General features: G+C 72.5%; 12 protein-coding genes. 6 read left to right on the top strand and 6 right to left on the bottom strand.

Annotated elements, in window-relative coordinates; genetic code table 11:
• Nucleotides 1-14: 14 nt before the first annotated feature.
• Nucleotides 15-716 (top strand): CPBP family intramembrane glutamic endopeptidase, encoded by a 702-nt coding sequence (locus IF78_RS0138485; protein WP_031487187.1) that lies wholly within the window; start codon nucleotides 15-17, stop codon nucleotides 714-716.
• Between the two features lie 4 nt (nucleotides 717-720).
• On the opposite strand, the gene lpdA is transcribed toward IF78_RS0138485, so the two are convergent.
• From lpdA to IF78_RS0138465, 4 genes are all read right to left on the bottom strand, one after another.
• Nucleotides 721-2,133 carry a dihydrolipoyl dehydrogenase gene (gene lpdA, locus IF78_RS0138480; RefSeq protein WP_031487186.1) on the bottom strand — a complete coding sequence of 471 codons (1,413 nt, stop codon included), beginning with the start codon at nucleotides 2,131-2,133 and terminating at the stop codon, nucleotides 721-723.
• 175 nt (nucleotides 2,134-2,308) lie between these two features.
• Complete coding sequence (locus IF78_RS45230; RefSeq protein ID WP_051828532.1) at nucleotides 2,309-3,181, bottom strand: SCO2400 family protein; 873 nt, start codon at nucleotides 3,179-3,181, stop codon at nucleotides 2,309-2,311.
• 173 nt (nucleotides 3,182-3,354) lie between these two features.
• Nucleotides 3,355-6,546 carry an amidohydrolase family protein gene (locus tag IF78_RS0138470; RefSeq protein ID WP_031487184.1) on the bottom strand — a complete coding sequence of 1,064 codons (3,192 nt, stop codon included), beginning with the start codon at nucleotides 6,544-6,546 and terminating at the stop codon, nucleotides 3,355-3,357.
• A 120-nt stretch (nucleotides 6,547-6,666) separates the two neighbouring features.
• Nucleotides 6,667-7,257, bottom strand: a complete 591-nt coding sequence (locus IF78_RS0138465; RefSeq protein ID WP_031487183.1) for a hypothetical protein — start codon at nucleotides 7,255-7,257, stop codon at nucleotides 6,667-6,669.
• A gap of 158 nt (nucleotides 7,258-7,415) precedes the next feature.
• Here IF78_RS0138465 and IF78_RS0138460 point away from each other — a divergent pair, with 158 nt between their 5' ends.
• Nucleotides 7,416-8,771, top strand: coding sequence for a sensor histidine kinase (locus tag IF78_RS0138460; RefSeq protein WP_078662751.1), 1,356 nt, complete (start codon nucleotides 7,416-7,418; stop codon nucleotides 8,769-8,771).
• Nucleotides 8,768-9,370 carry a response regulator transcription factor gene (locus IF78_RS0138455; RefSeq protein ID WP_031487181.1) on the top strand — a complete coding sequence of 201 codons (603 nt, stop codon included), beginning with the start codon at nucleotides 8,768-8,770 and terminating at the stop codon, nucleotides 9,368-9,370. Before IF78_RS0138460 ends, IF78_RS0138455 begins: the two co-directional genes overlap by 4 nt.
• A 132-nt stretch (nucleotides 9,371-9,502) precedes the next feature.
• On the opposite strand, the gene IF78_RS0138450 is transcribed toward IF78_RS0138455, so the two are convergent.
• A complete protein-coding gene (locus tag IF78_RS0138450) occupies nucleotides 9,503-9,934 on the bottom strand; it encodes a helix-turn-helix domain-containing protein (protein ID WP_031487180.1) in 432 nt (143 codons plus the stop codon).
• 74 nt (nucleotides 9,935-10,008) lie between these two features.
• Here IF78_RS0138450 and IF78_RS0138445 point away from each other — a divergent pair, with 74 nt between their 5' ends.
• The 3 genes from IF78_RS0138445 to IF78_RS0138435 all read left to right on the top strand — a co-directional run bounded on the left by IF78_RS0138445 (nucleotide 10,009) and on the right by IF78_RS0138435 (nucleotide 12,776).
• A complete protein-coding gene (locus tag IF78_RS0138445) occupies nucleotides 10,009-10,881 on the top strand; it encodes a class I SAM-dependent methyltransferase (RefSeq protein ID WP_031487179.1) in 873 nt (290 codons plus the stop codon).
• Nucleotides 10,882-10,971: 90 nt separating this feature from the next.
• Nucleotides 10,972-11,682, top strand: coding sequence for a ThuA domain-containing protein (locus IF78_RS0138440; RefSeq protein ID WP_031487178.1), 711 nt, complete (start codon nucleotides 10,972-10,974; stop codon nucleotides 11,680-11,682).
• On the top strand, nucleotides 11,652-12,776 hold the full coding sequence (locus IF78_RS0138435) for a Gfo/Idh/MocA family protein (protein ID WP_031487177.1): 1,125 nt from the start codon (nucleotides 11,652-11,654) through the stop codon (nucleotides 12,774-12,776). The genes IF78_RS0138440 and IF78_RS0138435 overlap by 31 nt, the downstream gene beginning before the upstream one ends.
• A gap of 10 nt (nucleotides 12,777-12,786) precedes the next feature.
• Here the strand turns inward: IF78_RS0138435 and IF78_RS0138430 are convergent, their stop codons facing one another.
• Nucleotides 12,787-14,262 (bottom strand): glutamate-cysteine ligase family protein, encoded by a 1,476-nt coding sequence (locus tag IF78_RS0138430; RefSeq protein ID WP_031487176.1) that lies wholly within the window; start codon nucleotides 14,260-14,262, stop codon nucleotides 12,787-12,789.
• Nucleotides 14,263-14,272 lie beyond the last annotated feature (10 nt).

Genomic DNA, 14,272 nt, shown 5'->3' with positions numbered 1-14,272 from the left:
ATCCTGGAACCCGGATGCCGATCGTATGCGCTGTCGCCGTACTCGCCGCCGCGAACCTGCTGAACAACTGGCTCGCGCGGAGCCCCGGCCTGTACGTGGTCATCTGCGTGGCCGCGACGGTAGTCCTGCTGCTCATCGCCCGCTGGGACGGCCTCACCCGGGCCGACCTGGGGCTCGACGCGGCGGGGCTGCGCCGGGGACTGCGGTGGGCTCCCGTGCTGGCGGGATCCGTCCTCCTGGTCATGCTGCTGCTCCTCGCGGTTCCCGCCGGCCGCGAGGCCTTCCGGGACGCCAGGGCGGCGGGCCTGTCCGTGGGCCAGGTGCTGTGGGTCGCGCTGGTGCGGGTGCCGTTCGGGACCGTGCTGCTGGAGGAGACCGCGTTCCGTGGCGTGCTGTGGGCCATGATCCGGCGTCGGCGCGGAACGGCGTGGGCCACCGCCGTGTCGTCGCTGCTGTTCGGGCTGTGGCATGTGATGCCGTCACGCGGCCTCAACCGGTCCAACGCCGCCGTCGGCTCGGTCTTCGGGGAGGGCCCGGCAGGCGTGGCACCGACCGTCGCCCTGGCGATCGCCGCCACGGCCGCCGCCGGGGTCGTCCTGTGCGAGCTGCGCCGCCGCTCCGGCAGCCTGCCGGCACCGATGGCCCTGCACTGGGCGGTCAACAGCTTCGGTTACGTCATGGCCTGGGCGGCGGCCCGGTGGTGGCTCGACGGCTGAAGCGTCAGAAGTTGATCATGTGCCCGGCCAGGCCGTGCACCGCTTCCTTGACCGCCTCGCCGAGGGTCGGGTGGGCGTGGACGTTGCGGGCGACCTCATGGACGGTCAGGTCCCACTGCTGGGCCAGGGTCAGTTCGGGCAGCAGCTCGGTGACGTCCGGGCCGATGAGGTGGCCGCCGAGGAGCTCGCCGTACTTGGCGTCGCTGATCAGCTTCACGAAGCCGGTGGCGTCGCCGAGGCCGTGGGACTTGCCGTTGGCGGTGAAGGGGAACTTCGCCACCTGCACGTCGAAACCCTGCTCGCGGGCCTGTGCCTCGGTCCAGCCGAAGCTGGCGATCTGCGGCTGGCAGTAGGTCGCCCGCGGGATCATCACGTAGTCGAGCTCCATCGTCTCGGCGTCCGCGATGGTCTCGGCGGCGACGATGCCCATCGCCTCGGCGGCGTGCGCGAGCATCAGCTTCGCCGTCACGTCACCGATGGCGTAGATGTGCGGGACCGACGTACGGCAGCGGCCGTCGACGTCGATCGCGCCGCGCCCGTTGACGGTCACGCCGGTGTTCTCCAGGCCGTACCCGGCGACGTTCGGCGCGAAGCCGATCGCCTGCAGCACCTTGTCGGCCTCCAGGATCCGCTGGGCGCCGTCCTTGCCGGTGACCGTGACACGCACCTGCTCGCCGGACTCGTCGACGGCGTCGACCCGGGTGGAGGTCAGCACGTCGATGCCCAACCGGCGGTACTGCTTGGCGAGTTCGGCGGACACCTCGGCGTCCTCCAGCGGGGCCATGCGGTCCAGGAACTCGACGATGGTGACCTTCACGCCGTAGTTGTGGAGCACGTAGGCGAATTCGACGCCGATCGCGCCGGCGCCCGCGATGACGATCGAGCGGGGCAGTTCCTCGGCGAGGATCTGTTCCTCGAACGTCACGACGCGCGCGCTGCGCCGGGTGCCGGGCAGCAGCTTCGGCGTGGCGCCGGTGGCGATGATGCAGTGGTCGAAGCCGATGGTGCGCGTGTTGCCGTCGTAGTCCGCCACCTGGAGGGTGTGCGGGTCGACGAAGGTGCCACGGCCGTCGAACTCGGTGATCTTGTTCTTCTTCATCAGGTAGTGGACGCCCTTGACCCGGCCGTCCGCGACCTTGCGACTACGGCGGAACGCCTCGCCGTAGTCGAAGGAGACCTGCCCGTCCACCTTGATGCCGAAGGTCTTCGCCTCGCGCGTGAAGATGTGCGCCAGTTCGGCGTTGCGCAGCAGCGCCTTGCTGGGGATGCAGCCCACGTTCAGGCAGACGCCACCCCAGTACTTCTCCTCCACGACGGCGACACGCTTGCCCAGCTGCGCGGCGCGGATGGCGGCAACATAGCCGCCGGGGCCCGCGCCGAGGACCACGACATCGAAGCGCTCGTCCTGCTCGACCATGGAGAGTCTTCCTTCCTGAGGGCGACGTCCTGCTCTGCTGGTGCCGGCCGCGCCCAGGGGGCGCTTCCGGCTTCTTCCAGCATGACCGCATCCACGAGGCCGTGTGGTGATGCGGGAGGGTGACGACGATCTCAGGTGGCGTGCGCAGCGGCGATCAGGCCGGTGCCCGGCGGGGTCAGCCGAGGCACACCAGGTTGAGCACGCAGAGCTGCTCCGGCGAGGTCTCCTCCGGTGCGGGGCTCGTCGGCGACGTGGAGGTTCCGGAGTCGGAGCTCTCGGTCGCCGTCGGGGCCGGCGTCTGCTGCTCCTCGGCCGCCGTGCCACCGCTGTCGCCGGAGTTCGCTCCTCCGGTGTCCGGGGAGACGGTCTGCGTCTGCGGGACCGCGGGCGCCGTGGGAGTCGGGGTGGCGGCGACGTCCGGTCGGGTGAACTGACGGGTGGTACGCGGTGTGGTGATGGGCTCGCGCGCGGCGTTGGTCGGGGTCGCCTTCGAACCGGGCGTGACCGTGCGCCGGGCCTCGCGGGTGTCCGGCGGAGTGAACACCGGACGGGTGAATTCCGATCCCTGCTCCTCCACGGTCGCCGTGTTCGGGTTCTCCGGCGCCGTGGCCGCCTGGGCCTTGTCGACGGTTCCCCGGTTCATCGCCGAGACCGTCAGGCCGCCGCCGACCAGCGCGACCGCGGTCGCGACGACGGCCCGGCGCTGGTTCTTCTTCCAGCGGGCTCGCTGGCGCCGCCGCGCCGCCCGGCCCTCCGGGGCGGCGGGCACGATGCCTTCCACGCCCGCCGCGTCGGCGGGTATGCCGTCCGCGCCCGTCACGTCGGCAGGCGGGACGACGGGCGCCGCCTCGTCCCGGAAGTAGCCGTCGTGCCAGGTGTCGTCGGCAGGTGTGTCCCACACCGCCGTTCCGGTGGCGGCCGCGCCGGGCACCGCCGGCACGGCGGGATCCGCGACCGCGGAGGGAGCGATGTCCGGGGCGTAGGCGCCGCACCCGGGGCACACGAGGGCCCCGTTGAGATGCCGACGGCACGAGGAGCAGTAGTCCATCTGCGGTCTTTCTGGGTTGACTGCGCCATCGGCCCGTGGGGCCGCGGCCTGGTCACAATCGTATAAAGGGTCGAACGGCCAGTAACGCTAACGAGGCTTTGGCAAGGCTGTGTGCATTCGATGTGATGCTCTTGCGCAGATGTCCCAGGAAGTGTGTGTGGACCATGACCGGCTCACTGGTCACAGCAGCCCTCACGGCGCATACGGCGACTCACCTCCAGCCACTCCTGGTCCGCCCGCCGCTCGGTGCCGGTGTCGAAGGCGACGGCGGTGTCGAAGGAGTCGACCAGGTCGGCCTGTTCGAACAGGACGCCGCCGCGCAGGACCGCCGCCGTACGGATCAGCGTGCCGAAATCGGTGAAGGGATCGCCGTCCACGACCGTGAGATCGGCGAGCTTGCCCTCCTGCGCCGTGCCCAGGTCGGCGTCGGCGCCGAAGACGCGCGCGGGCAGCAGCGTGGCGGTGCGCAGCGCCTCGGCGGGTGACAGGCCGGCGCGGTGCAGGGCACGCAGGGCCAGGTGCAGGTGCAGGCCGACCGGGACGATCGGCTGGTCCGTGCCGAGGGCGACCAGGCCGCCGCCCGCGAGGATCCGCCGGTAGACCTCCATCTCCCGTGCCAGCGTGCCCAGTTGGGCGTCGGTGGGCGGCTGTCCGGCCTGCTCGCGGACGAGCGCGGTGTCCCACGGTGGCATGAGCGCGGTGACTCGCCGGTCGTCCGCGAGCGCGGGGTCGGCGCCGAGCAGGGCGAGCGCGGTGAACGGGGTGGCGACGAGGTGGAAGCCGGCGCGCGTGTAGATCTCCTCGACGTCCTGGTAGGAGCGTCCCGTGGCGGAGGTCGCGTGCCCGAACTCCAGCCGCTGGGTGGCCTGCAGGTGTGTCGTCAGGTCCTGGCCCAGCTGCACACCCGGGGTGCACAGATGGCCGCCGCTGCGCACCCCGAGCCGGCCGTGCCCGAACTCGGCTGCCTCCTTCATCACCCAGCCCGGGGCGCGTACGTACGTCTTCACGAAGTCCCAGTCGAGTGCCTCCGCGCGCGCCAGCGAACGGCGCAGTCCCTCGGGGGTGCGGTGGGCGCGGCCCATGCTGTAGGCGACCCGTGCCCCGTCGAGCAGTTCGCCGGTGGTCAGCAGCCGGGGTCCGGCGAGGGCGCCGGCGGCGACCGCCTCCCGGATGCGGGCCTGTTCGTAGGCGAAGCCGCCCAGCGAGACGGCGGTCGTGATGCCGTACGCGAGTTGGAGCGCGGTCTGGCGGCCGCCGTACGTGGTCTGCCAGGGGTGGGTGTGCGCGTCCCACAGGCCCGGGATCACCGTGCGATCGCTCGCGTCGACGTGACGCGCGGCGCTGCGGCCGGTGCGGTGCGGGGAGACCTCCGCGATACGGCCGTCGCGGATCACGACGTCGATGTCCTCACGGACGTCCGAGCCGGTGCCGTCCCAGAAGCGGCCCGCGTGCACGACGGTGTCGGCCGGGCGCGGTCTGCGGTGGTCGAGCGGGACGCGGACGGTGCGGGTCCGGCCGCTGCCGATGTCGATCAGGCGCAGGGTGCCCGCGGAGAGGTAGAGCAGGGTGCGGGCGTCGGCGGACCAGGACGGGTGGTCGGCGGGTTCGGTGGTGAGGCGACGCGGGTCGCCGTCCGGGGTGCCGTCGGGCCGTACCGGCAGCAGCCACAGCGCCGACTCCGCGACCACGGCCATCCAGCGGCCGTCCGGGGACCAGACGGGTCCGGAGTCGTAGCGGTCGGAGAGCGAGGTGTGCGGGGCGAGGGCGTGCAGCGTGGCGGCTCCGGTGGTCGTGTCGACGACGCGGATGAGGTTGTAGCCCTCGCGGAAACGCTGGTTGAGGCGGTTGCGGTCGCACAGCGCCACATAGCGGCCGTCGGGCGACCAGCTGGGCCGGCCCGGCTGCCCGCCCGCGCCGAGCGGCGCCGCCAGGACCTGTTCGCCGCCGTCGGGCAGGTCGCGCACCACGAGGTTGCCGGACATGTCGAGGCAGGCCAGCCGCGTCCCGTCGGGCGAGAGCGCGGGAAAGACGCGGCCGCCCTCGGCGAGCACGGTCTCCTCGCCGGAACCGAGGTCACGGCGCCGTACGGCGAACAGTCCGGCACGGTCGTCGGCGTACACCAGCGCCGTGCCGTCGGGCGTCCACGCCGGCGCCAGTACATAGCGGGTGGCGGGGACTTGGAGGACCTTGCGCGGTGCGCGGCCGCCCGAAGTGCCGCCGATCCACAGCGCGTTGAGCGCGGCGAAGGCCACGCTGCGGCCGTCCGGTGACAGGGCGGGCAGGTGCACGGCGCGGACGGGGCGGGTGCCGGCGCCCTCGAAGTCGTAGGCCTTGCCGCGGTAGCGGGGGCGGTGCACGGGCAGTGCGGCCGTGAACGGGATCTCCTCGCCGCTGCCCGGCGCGTCGGGGTCGACCAGCCGGAAGTGTCCGTCGACCGTGAGCAGCAGGCGCTCGCCGTCCGTCCAGCGGGGCGGTGCGGGCAGGAGGTCGCCGCCGACGGTGACCGGGCTGCCGTCCACGACGAGGGTGCAGGAGGCGGCGGGCGAGGGCGTGGTGCGCAGGTAGGCGAGGCGGCCGGCGGGCGAGACGGCGGGGGTCATGAGCTGGGCGCCGGAGGCGTCGGTGTGCTCGGTGGTGACCGGGCCCGAGCCGTCGGCGGGCACCGACGCGACGGTGGTCGCGCGCAGGGATCCGGTCGCGGTGACGGCGGCGCGCACGAACAGCACGCGCTCCCCGTCGGGCGACCATGCCGGGTCGAAGTCCTCCCAGCGGGCGTCCTGCCCGGGGCCCTGCTGCCCGGGGCGCCCGGTGAGCCGGGTCAGCGCGCCGGTGCGCACGTCCACGACCCAGATGCGGTACGGGGCGCCGGTCACGGTGTCGCCACCGCGCTCGGAGGCGAACGCGACCCGCGTGCCGTCCGGTGACCAGGCCGGGCCCCGGTCGTCCCACGGTCCGTCGGTGAGTTGGCGCAATCCGGTGCCGTCGGGTCGCAGGGTCCACAGGTGGAAGCCTCCGCCGCGGTAGGCACAGACGACGAGCCGGCTGCCGTCGGGCGCGAACTGGGGGCGGGTGGGTTCGAGGCCGGGCGGGGTGAGCGGGACGGCGGTGCCGCCTTCGCGCGGGATGGACCAGAGCACGTTCTGGACCTCGGCGACCAGCCGGTCACCGGACGGGGCGAGAGTCGCGGAGCCACCCGTGGCGGCGGTGAAGGAGAGCGTGGTCGTACCGGAGGCGGCGGCCTCGAGCGGCGTACCGGCCGAGGTGAGCGCCGTCGCGGTGACGGTGGCGGTCGCGGTGGCCTGGAGGAATCTGCGGCGGGAGAGCGGGCCGAGGTGGGGGGCGTCTGAGGTGGCTGCGGGGTCCAAGGATGCTCCCGGTGCGCGGAGTTGACGGGCCGGACAGGAGAGACCACTGGTGGCAAACGTACGGGGCGAAGCCCTGTTACGAGCCCCGCCCCGGCGTTTCTCGGCCGTTCTTCGCGTCGGCTAGACCAGAAACAGCAGTTGGACGGCGACGAGTACGTCGATGACACCGCACCACTCGGCGAACGTACGGGAGACGACCTTGTCGAGCCGCAGGTGCGCGAAGTCCCAGACCCCGTGGAAGAACCAGCCGGCCGCCACCAGATAGCGGCCCAGGTCCGGATCCACCGCCAGCCCGGCCAGGGCGAGCCCGCAGAAGACGAGCGCGCCGACGGCCTGGGCGCCGAACGTGGCCCGCCCGTGCGGGGTACCGAAAGCGGCGCCCCAGGCAAGGACGGCCGCGGCGAGGGCGACGAGGACCGTCGACGGGGCGACCAGGTCCTGGAGGGGAAGGGCGAACACGACGACCACCCCTGCTCCGAGCACCGGCCAGGTGGCCCGCGGCTTTCCGATCTGGTGGACGACCACGTAGATCAGGGGCAGCAGCGGCAGGGTCTCGGCGAAGCCGCCGACGGCGTCTGCCAGGTCCTGCGAGCCGGACGCGAGCGTGGTGAGGGCGACGAACGCGACGGCCAGTGCGGTGGGCCAGCGCCGCTTGAGCATCGTGGCCGGGTGCGGTCGGTCCGCCGTCGCGTGCGGGGCAGGGGTGGACATGGGAACCCTCCATCGGGTACCTGGCTGGGGTATCTGTCGGACGCCTTCAGCCTGCTCCTTCGGCGAGTCCGCCAGAAGTGCCGAATCCCCATGCGCACGCGTGGAGTTGTCACGTCCGCGCATGACATTTGTCATGCGGTCTGGGCCACAATGACCGGGTGGGGGACGGTGCGATCGATCAACAGGCGGCGGGGCTGACGGGCTTCCGTCGCTACACGTGGTGGACCGTGCCGGGCATGACGGTGTGTGCGCTGGCCGTCTTCGTCGGCGCCTGGGTTCTCGACGGTGACGTCCCGCTGTGGGCACGTGGCCCGACCACCGTAGCGCTGGCGGTCGAGCTGTGGGCGAGCGCCGTGCTCCTGAGCCGCCGGCTGGCGCTCCTCCCGGTGCCGGACGACGCACCTTCCGAACCGCCCGTGCGCCTGCTGATCACCGCCGGCGTGGCCGGAGCCGTGCTCGCGGCCCTCCCCCTGGCCCTGGGTGACTACGGGCTGTGGCCGGTCGCGCCCGCCGTCGTCGTGGCGATCGTCGCCACATACCTCCCGCCGCGGCGCAGGCGAGGGCTGATCGCGGGCGCCGTGGTCCTCGCGCCGCTGCCCGGGGGCGTGGTCAGCCTGGTCGAGGGGGACGGGGAGTTGGCGTACGCCGCACTGTTCCCGGCCGGGCTGGTCGCCTTCACGGCCTGGGTGACGCTCGGCCCGCTGTGGGCCTGGGACACGGCACGGCGACTGGACGAGGCAAGGCGCCTGGAGGCCGGGCTGGCGGTCCGGGAGGAGCGGCTGCGGTTCGCCGCCGATCTGCACGACATCCAGGGCCATCACCTGCAGGTCATCGCTTTGAAGAGCGAGTTGGCGGCCCGGCTCGTCGAGGTCGACCCGGCCCGCGCCGCCGCGGAGTTGAAGGAGATACGGCGGCTGTCGGCGGATGCCCTGAGCGACACGCGGGCCGTGGTGCAGGGCTACCGTCGTACGTCGCTGGACGACGAGATCGGCAACGCGACGCGGGTGCTGGCCGCGGCCGGTATCGACGCGAGGATGAACCTCGACCCCGCCGCCGTGGCCACCGACCTCACCGACTCCGCCCGGCACCTCCTCGGTCTGGTGATGCGGGAGGCCACCACCAACGTGCTCCGGCACAGCCGGGCCGGGCACGCCGAGGTCGACTACCGGATCGCGGACGGTTCCGCCCGCCTGCGGGTGAGCAATGACGGTGCCCAGGAGCATCCCGCCGGCCTCGACGGCACGGGACTGCGCACCCTCGCCGAGCGGCTGGGGGCGGCCGGTGGTGAGCTGACGTGGTGGCAGGACGGTGACCGCTTCGTGGTCGCGGCCGCGCTGCCGGTGAAGCCGCCGGAAGCGACGCGATCGCCGGGTTCTCCGGAGCCGGCCCGATCGCCGGGATCTCCGGAGCCGACCCGATCGCCCAAGTCACCGGTGTCGAGGAGATCGACTCGGTCGCCGAGTGCGCCGAGTTCGCAGGTGTCACCGAACCCCACGGACGGAGCCGCCCGATGATCCGCCTGCTGATCGCCGACGACGAGGACCTCCTCAGAAGCGCCCTGGCCGCCCTGCTGGCGCTGGAGCAGGACCTCACCGTCGTCGCCGAGGCGGCCACCTCGACCGAGGCGGTACGGCTGGCCCGCGAGCACCGCCCCGACATCGCCGTCCTGGACCTGGAGATGCCGCCGGCCGACGGGCTGCGCGCGGCCGAGGAGATCCGGGCCGAACTGCCCACGCAGATCGTGCTCGTGACCCGGCACGCCCGGCCCGCCGTGCTGCGCCGGGCCCTGGCCGCCGGTGTACGCGGCTTCGTCCCGAAGACGACCCCGGCGGCCCGGCTGGCCGAGATCATCCGTGACATCGCCGCCGGCCGCCGCTACGTGGACCCGGACATAGCCGCCTCCGCGCTGACCGAGGACGACTGCCCCCTCACCGGCCGCGAACTGGAGATCCTGCGCGCCGCACGCAAAGGCGCCTCGATCGCGGACATCGCCGCCGAGGTCCACCTGGCGTCCGGCACCGTTCGCAACCACCTCTCCTCCGCCATGTCCAAACTGGGCGTCCCGACCCGGCATGCGGCCGCTTATCGCGCCTGGGAGCAGGGCTGGATCTGACGGCACTCGTCCGAGGGGCGACTCCGCCGACATCCCTCGTGGCCCGGCGGCTCCCCCGCGACCTGACGACCTGACTCACCGACCCGTCGGCGGCACACGGACAGGGAGCCGATCACGAGGGAGCGTGATGGCTCACCGTGGTCCGGGAGCCCGCTTCCCCGCCACCGCGACGGTGCCGGCCACGGCGGACCTCAGGAGACGGCGGAAGGTGGGGCACTCCATGTGGGTCGGTGCGGGGCAGGCGGCGGCGTGCCGCAGGGAGTCACGCATGACGGTCAGCTCGCGGATCCGCCGGTCCAGTTCGTCCGCCTTGGTCGCGAGCGTCCGCCGGTCGATGTCCGGCCGACCGTCCGGCGCGAACATACGGGCGATCTCGTCGAGCGAGAACCCCGCGGACCGCCCCATCGCGATCAGGGCCAGGCGCTCCAGCACGCCGGGATCGTACTGACGGCGCAGGCCCCGTCTGCCGATCGACGCGATCAGCCCTCGTTCCTCGTAGTAGCGCAGGGTCGAGGCGGGCACCCCGGCGCGCCGCGCCACCTCGGCGATGTCCAGGTCCGGCATCCTCTTGACCTCAAGTCGGCTTGAAGTAGCACGCTGTCATTGCGGCCCGGAGAAGGCAACCCCAGGAGGCGATCATGGACGTGACACGCAGGACGGACGACGAGCAGGCGGTCCGCTGGAACGGACCCGCCGCCCGGGGATGGGTCGGGGCGCAGGCGCTGTTGGACAGGGTCCTCGAACCGTTCGAGGAGCTACTGCTCGAAGCGGTTCCCGCCGGGCGCGGAGGGCGCGTGCTCGACGTCGGCTGCGGCACCGGCGGCACCACGGTGGCCGTCGCACGACGGCTCGGCCCGGGCGGTCACTGCGTCGGCGTGGACATCTCCGAACCGATGATCACCGCCGCCCGGTCGCGGGCCGAGCGGGAGTCCGCACCGGCCTCCTTCATCCGCGCCGACGCGGAGGATCACCCGTTCGAGCCCGCCGCCTTCGACGCCGTGATCTCGCGGTTCGGCGTCATGTTCTTCAGCGACTCCGTCCGGGCCTTCGCGAACCTCCGACGTGCCGCCAGGGACGAGGCCGGACTGCGGTTCATCGTCTGGCGCGGGCCTGCGGAGAATCCGTTCATGACCACGGCCGAACGGGCCGCGGCACCGCTCCTGCCGAACCTCCCGGCCCGCCGGCCGGACGGGCCCGGGCAGTTCGCCTTCGCCGACCCGGACCTGATCCACCGCATCCTGGCGGCGAGCGGATGGACCGGGATCGACATCCGGCCGGTCGACGTGCCCTGCACACTGCCCGAGCGGGAACTGGTCGGCTACTTCACGCGGCTCGGCCCCGTCGGTCAGGTCCTTCCGGAGGTGGACGAGCGGACCCGCGCGCGGGTCGTCGAAACGGTCCGCGCGGCGTTCGAGCCGTTTGTGCACGGCCCCGACGTCCGCTTCACCGGGGCCTGTTGGCTGGTCGACGCCCGAGCCGGTGCCGGCAGCCCCGAGGCGAAACTTTCATGATCTCGGCACCCCTTCCGGGGCCCGGGCGAACCGGCGCATAGTGAGGGAGCGGTTCAACGGGGTCGGCCACTGGAGCGGTGAGTCAACGAGATGACGCTGAAGAGAGCCCTGGTGGTCCGAGGCGGTTGGGAGGGGCATCAGCCGGTCAGGGCCACGGAGTTGTTCCTGCCCTTCCTCCGGAGCAACGGATACGCCGTCCGTATCGAGGAGTCGACCGAGGTCTACGGCGACGCCGCCGAGATGGCCGCCACCGATCTCGTCGTGCAGTGCGTCACGATGTCGCAGATCACCGCCGAGCAGCTGGCGGGGCTGACCACGGCGGTCGAGGCCGGCACCGGCTTCACCGGCTGGCACGGCGGCATCGCCGACTCCTTCCGCGCCTCCTCCGACTATCTCCACCTGGTGGGAGGGCAGTTCGCGACCCACCCGGGCAAGGAGCCGTGTGAGCGGCAGGGCGGTCAGGAGGACAACTACCTGCCGTACGTCGTCACCATCACGGAACTCGGCCGCGAGCATCCCGTCACGGCGGGCCTCGAGGACTTCGAGCTGAACACCGAGCAGTACTGGGTGCTCCACGACGACCTGATCGACGTCCTGGCCACCACCACGCATCCCACCCGGCCGTGGCAGCCCTGGCACCGGCCGGTCACCTCGCCGGCGATCTGGACCCGCCGCTGGGGTGCCGGACGGATCGTGGTGACGACGCCGGGGCACAGCCTCGACGTGCTGGAGGACCCGAACGTGCGCACCGTCATCGAGAGGGGCATGCTGTGGGCGACCCGCACCGCGTCGGCGTCGTAGGGCTCGGGGTCATCTCCCGCGCCTATCTGGACACGCTGGCCGGCCATCCCGCCGTGCGGATCACCGCGGTCGCCGATCTCGACGCCTCCCGGTCGGCCGCGGTCGCCGCCGAGTTCCCCGGCGCCGAGGCGCTGAGCGTCGAGGAGTTGCTGAGCAGCCCGGAGGTGGACACGGTGCTGAACCTCACGGTCCCCGCGGCCCACGCGGAGATCGCCCTCGGCGCGATCGGGCACGGCAAGAACGTCTACGGAGAGAAGCCCCTGGCGGCCGGCCTCCCCGGCGCCCAGGCCGTGGTGGAGGCCGCCGCGAAGGCCGGTGTCGGGGTCGGGTGCGCGCCGGACACCGTCCTGGGCACCGGGGTCCAGACGGCGCGGGCGGCGGTGGAGGCGGGCCGCATCGGACGCCCGCAGTTCGCCTCGGCCGTGATGGTCACCCCGGGCCACGAGCGCTGGCATCCCCACCCCGACTTCTACTACACGGACGGGGGCGGCCCGTTGCTGGACATGGGGCCGTACTACCTCACGTCCCTGGTGCATCTGCTGGGTCCGGTGCGTGCCGTGATCGGGTCGGCGGGCCGGCTGCGCGCCGAGCGCGTGATCGGTTCCGGCCCGCGTGCGGGCGAGCGGATACCGGTCGAGGTGGACAGTCATGTGTCCGGCGTGCTGGAGCATGTCAAAGGGGCGCTGACGACGCTCACGACGAGCTTCGACGGCGTGGCCACCACGGCCGCGCCGATCGAGGTCCACGGCGACGCGGGCACCCTGGCGGTGCCGGATCCGAACCACTTCGACGGTGAGGTACGGCTCTTCGAACTCGGCGGCACCGAGTGGCGGGCGCTGCCACCGTCCGCGGGCTACGCCGGCGCCGCACGGGGCGTCGGCCTGCTCGACTTCATCGCCGCGGACGGACAACGGGCACCCCGCGCGAACGGTGAGCTCGCCCTGCACGTGCTGGAGACGATGAGCGCGCTATTGCGCTCGTCGGCCGAGGGGCGCCGCATCGAGCTGACGACGTCGGTCGAGCCGCCCGTCCCCGTGCCGCTGACGCCTGCCGATGAGTGGCAAGGAGGCGTCGGCCGCCCGTCCGCCGCGTGAGGAGCGGGTGTCAGTCCACGGGCCAGGTGTGCGCGGGCGCGTTGAGATGCATGTAGTCCATGTACGTCCTGGTCATCTGGCGCAGTGCCTCCTGGCGGTCGGCGCCGCCCTTCTCCAGGTGGTGGACCGTCTCCGCCTGCCACAGGGCGCCGTTGCGGGCGGTGACGCAGCGCTGTTCGACGATGCCCAGCAGGGGTTCGCGCCACGCCGCGTCCAGGCCGGCCAGCTCCAGGCCCCGGTGGGCCAGGGGCAGCAGGCGGCGCAACACCAGTTCCGTGACCGGTACTTCGCCGACGCCGGGCCAGTACAGGCGGGCGTCGATGCCGTCGCGGGCGGCGGTGTGGAGGTTGTCCTCGGCGGCCGAGAAGGACATCCGCGTCCAGATCGGCCGGTCCTCGTCGACCAGGGCGCGGGTGAGGCCGTAGTAGAGGGCGCCGTTGGCGATGATGTCGGCCACGGTGGGACCGGCGGGCAGGACCCGGTTCTCGATGCGCAGGTGCGGGCCGCTGTCGGTGACGGCGTAGACAGGGCGGTTCCAGCGGTAGATCGTGCCGTTGTGCAGCGTCAGCTCGCCCAGCTGTGGAGCGCCGCCGCCGTCGAGTGCCTGTTGCGGGTCCTCGTCGTCGCACAGCGGCAGTAGTGCCGGGAAGTAGCGCACGTTCTCCTCGAACAGGTCGAAGACGCTGGTGATCCACCGCTCGCCGAACCACACCCGGGGCCGTACGCCCTGGGCCTTGATCTCCTGCGGGCGGGTGTCGGTTGCCTGCTCGAACAAGGGGATACGGGTCTCGCGCCACAGTTCCCGGCCGAAGAGGTAGGGCGAGTTCGCCGCCAGGGCGATCTGTACGCCCGCGATGGCCTGGGCGGCGTTCCAGTAGTCCGCGAAATCCTTCGGCGAGACCTGCAGGTGGAACTGGGTGCTGGTGCAGGCGGCCTCGGGGGTGATGGTGTCGGCGTAGGTCGACAGGCGCTCCACGCCGTCCACCGTGATCCGCAGGTCCTCGCCGCGCGCCGCGAAGATCTGCTCGTTGAGCAGCTTGTAGCGCGGATCGCCGGACAGGGCGGTCTCGTCGACGTGTGTCTCCCCCAGGGTCGGCAGGATGCCGACCATGATCAGGTGCGCGCCCACGGCCGAGGCACGCTCCTCGGCGTGGTTGAGCGCGTCACGGATCTCCTGTTCCCAGGCGCCGGGGCCGCCGGTGGTCAGTTCCCGGGGCGGAATGTTGATCTCCAGGTTGAAGCGGCCCAGCTCGCTGGACCAGGCGGGGTCGGCGATCGCCTGGAGGACGTCGGTGTTGCGCATCGCGGGGAGTCCGTCGGCGTCCACCAGGTTGAGCTCGATCTCCAGCCCGACCCGGGGGCGCTCGCTCTCGAAGGTCGACTCGCGCAGCATCTGCGCCAGCACGTCGAGGCAGGTGTGCATCTTCTCCCGGTACCTGCGGCGGTCCTCCCGCGTGAACACCAGGGCCGGCACATCACGTCCCATCGGGCCCTCC

The organism is Streptomyces bicolor, assembly GCF_000719285.1.
Lineage (GTDB): Bacteria > Actinomycetota > Actinomycetes > Streptomycetales > Streptomycetaceae > Streptomyces > Streptomyces bicolor.
The sequence above is the reverse complement of the archived record's forward strand: the minus strand, read 5'-3'. Positions and strand labels throughout refer to the sequence as shown.

Excerpts from the sequence above, each read along its gene's own strand:
- IF78_RS0138485 (WP_031487187.1), top strand. The coding sequence starts at position 15 with ATGCCGATCGTATGCGCTGTCGCCGTACTCGCCGCCGCGAACCTGCTG.
- lpdA (WP_031487186.1), bottom strand. The coding sequence starts at position 2,133 with ATGGTCGAGCAGGACGAGCGCTTCGATGTCGTGGTCCTCGGCGCGGGC.
- IF78_RS45230 (WP_051828532.1), bottom strand. The coding sequence starts at position 3,181 with ATGGACTACTGCTCCTCGTGCCGTCGGCATCTCAACGGGGCCCTCGTG.
- IF78_RS0138465 (WP_031487183.1), bottom strand. The coding sequence starts at position 7,257 with ATGTCCACCCCTGCCCCGCACGCGACGGCGGACCGACCGCACCCGGCC.
- IF78_RS0138455 (WP_031487181.1), top strand. The coding sequence starts at position 8,768 with ATGATCCGCCTGCTGATCGCCGACGACGAGGACCTCCTCAGAAGCGCC.
- IF78_RS0138450 (WP_031487180.1), bottom strand. The coding sequence starts at position 9,934 with ATGCCGGACCTGGACATCGCCGAGGTGGCGCGGCGCGCCGGGGTGCCC.
- IF78_RS0138445 (WP_031487179.1), top strand. The coding sequence starts at position 10,009 with ATGGACGTGACACGCAGGACGGACGACGAGCAGGCGGTCCGCTGGAAC.
- IF78_RS0138440 (WP_031487178.1), top strand. The coding sequence starts at position 10,972 with ATGACGCTGAAGAGAGCCCTGGTGGTCCGAGGCGGTTGGGAGGGGCAT.
- IF78_RS0138430 (WP_031487176.1), bottom strand. The coding sequence starts at position 14,262 with ATGGGACGTGATGTGCCGGCCCTGGTGTTCACGCGGGAGGACCGCCGC.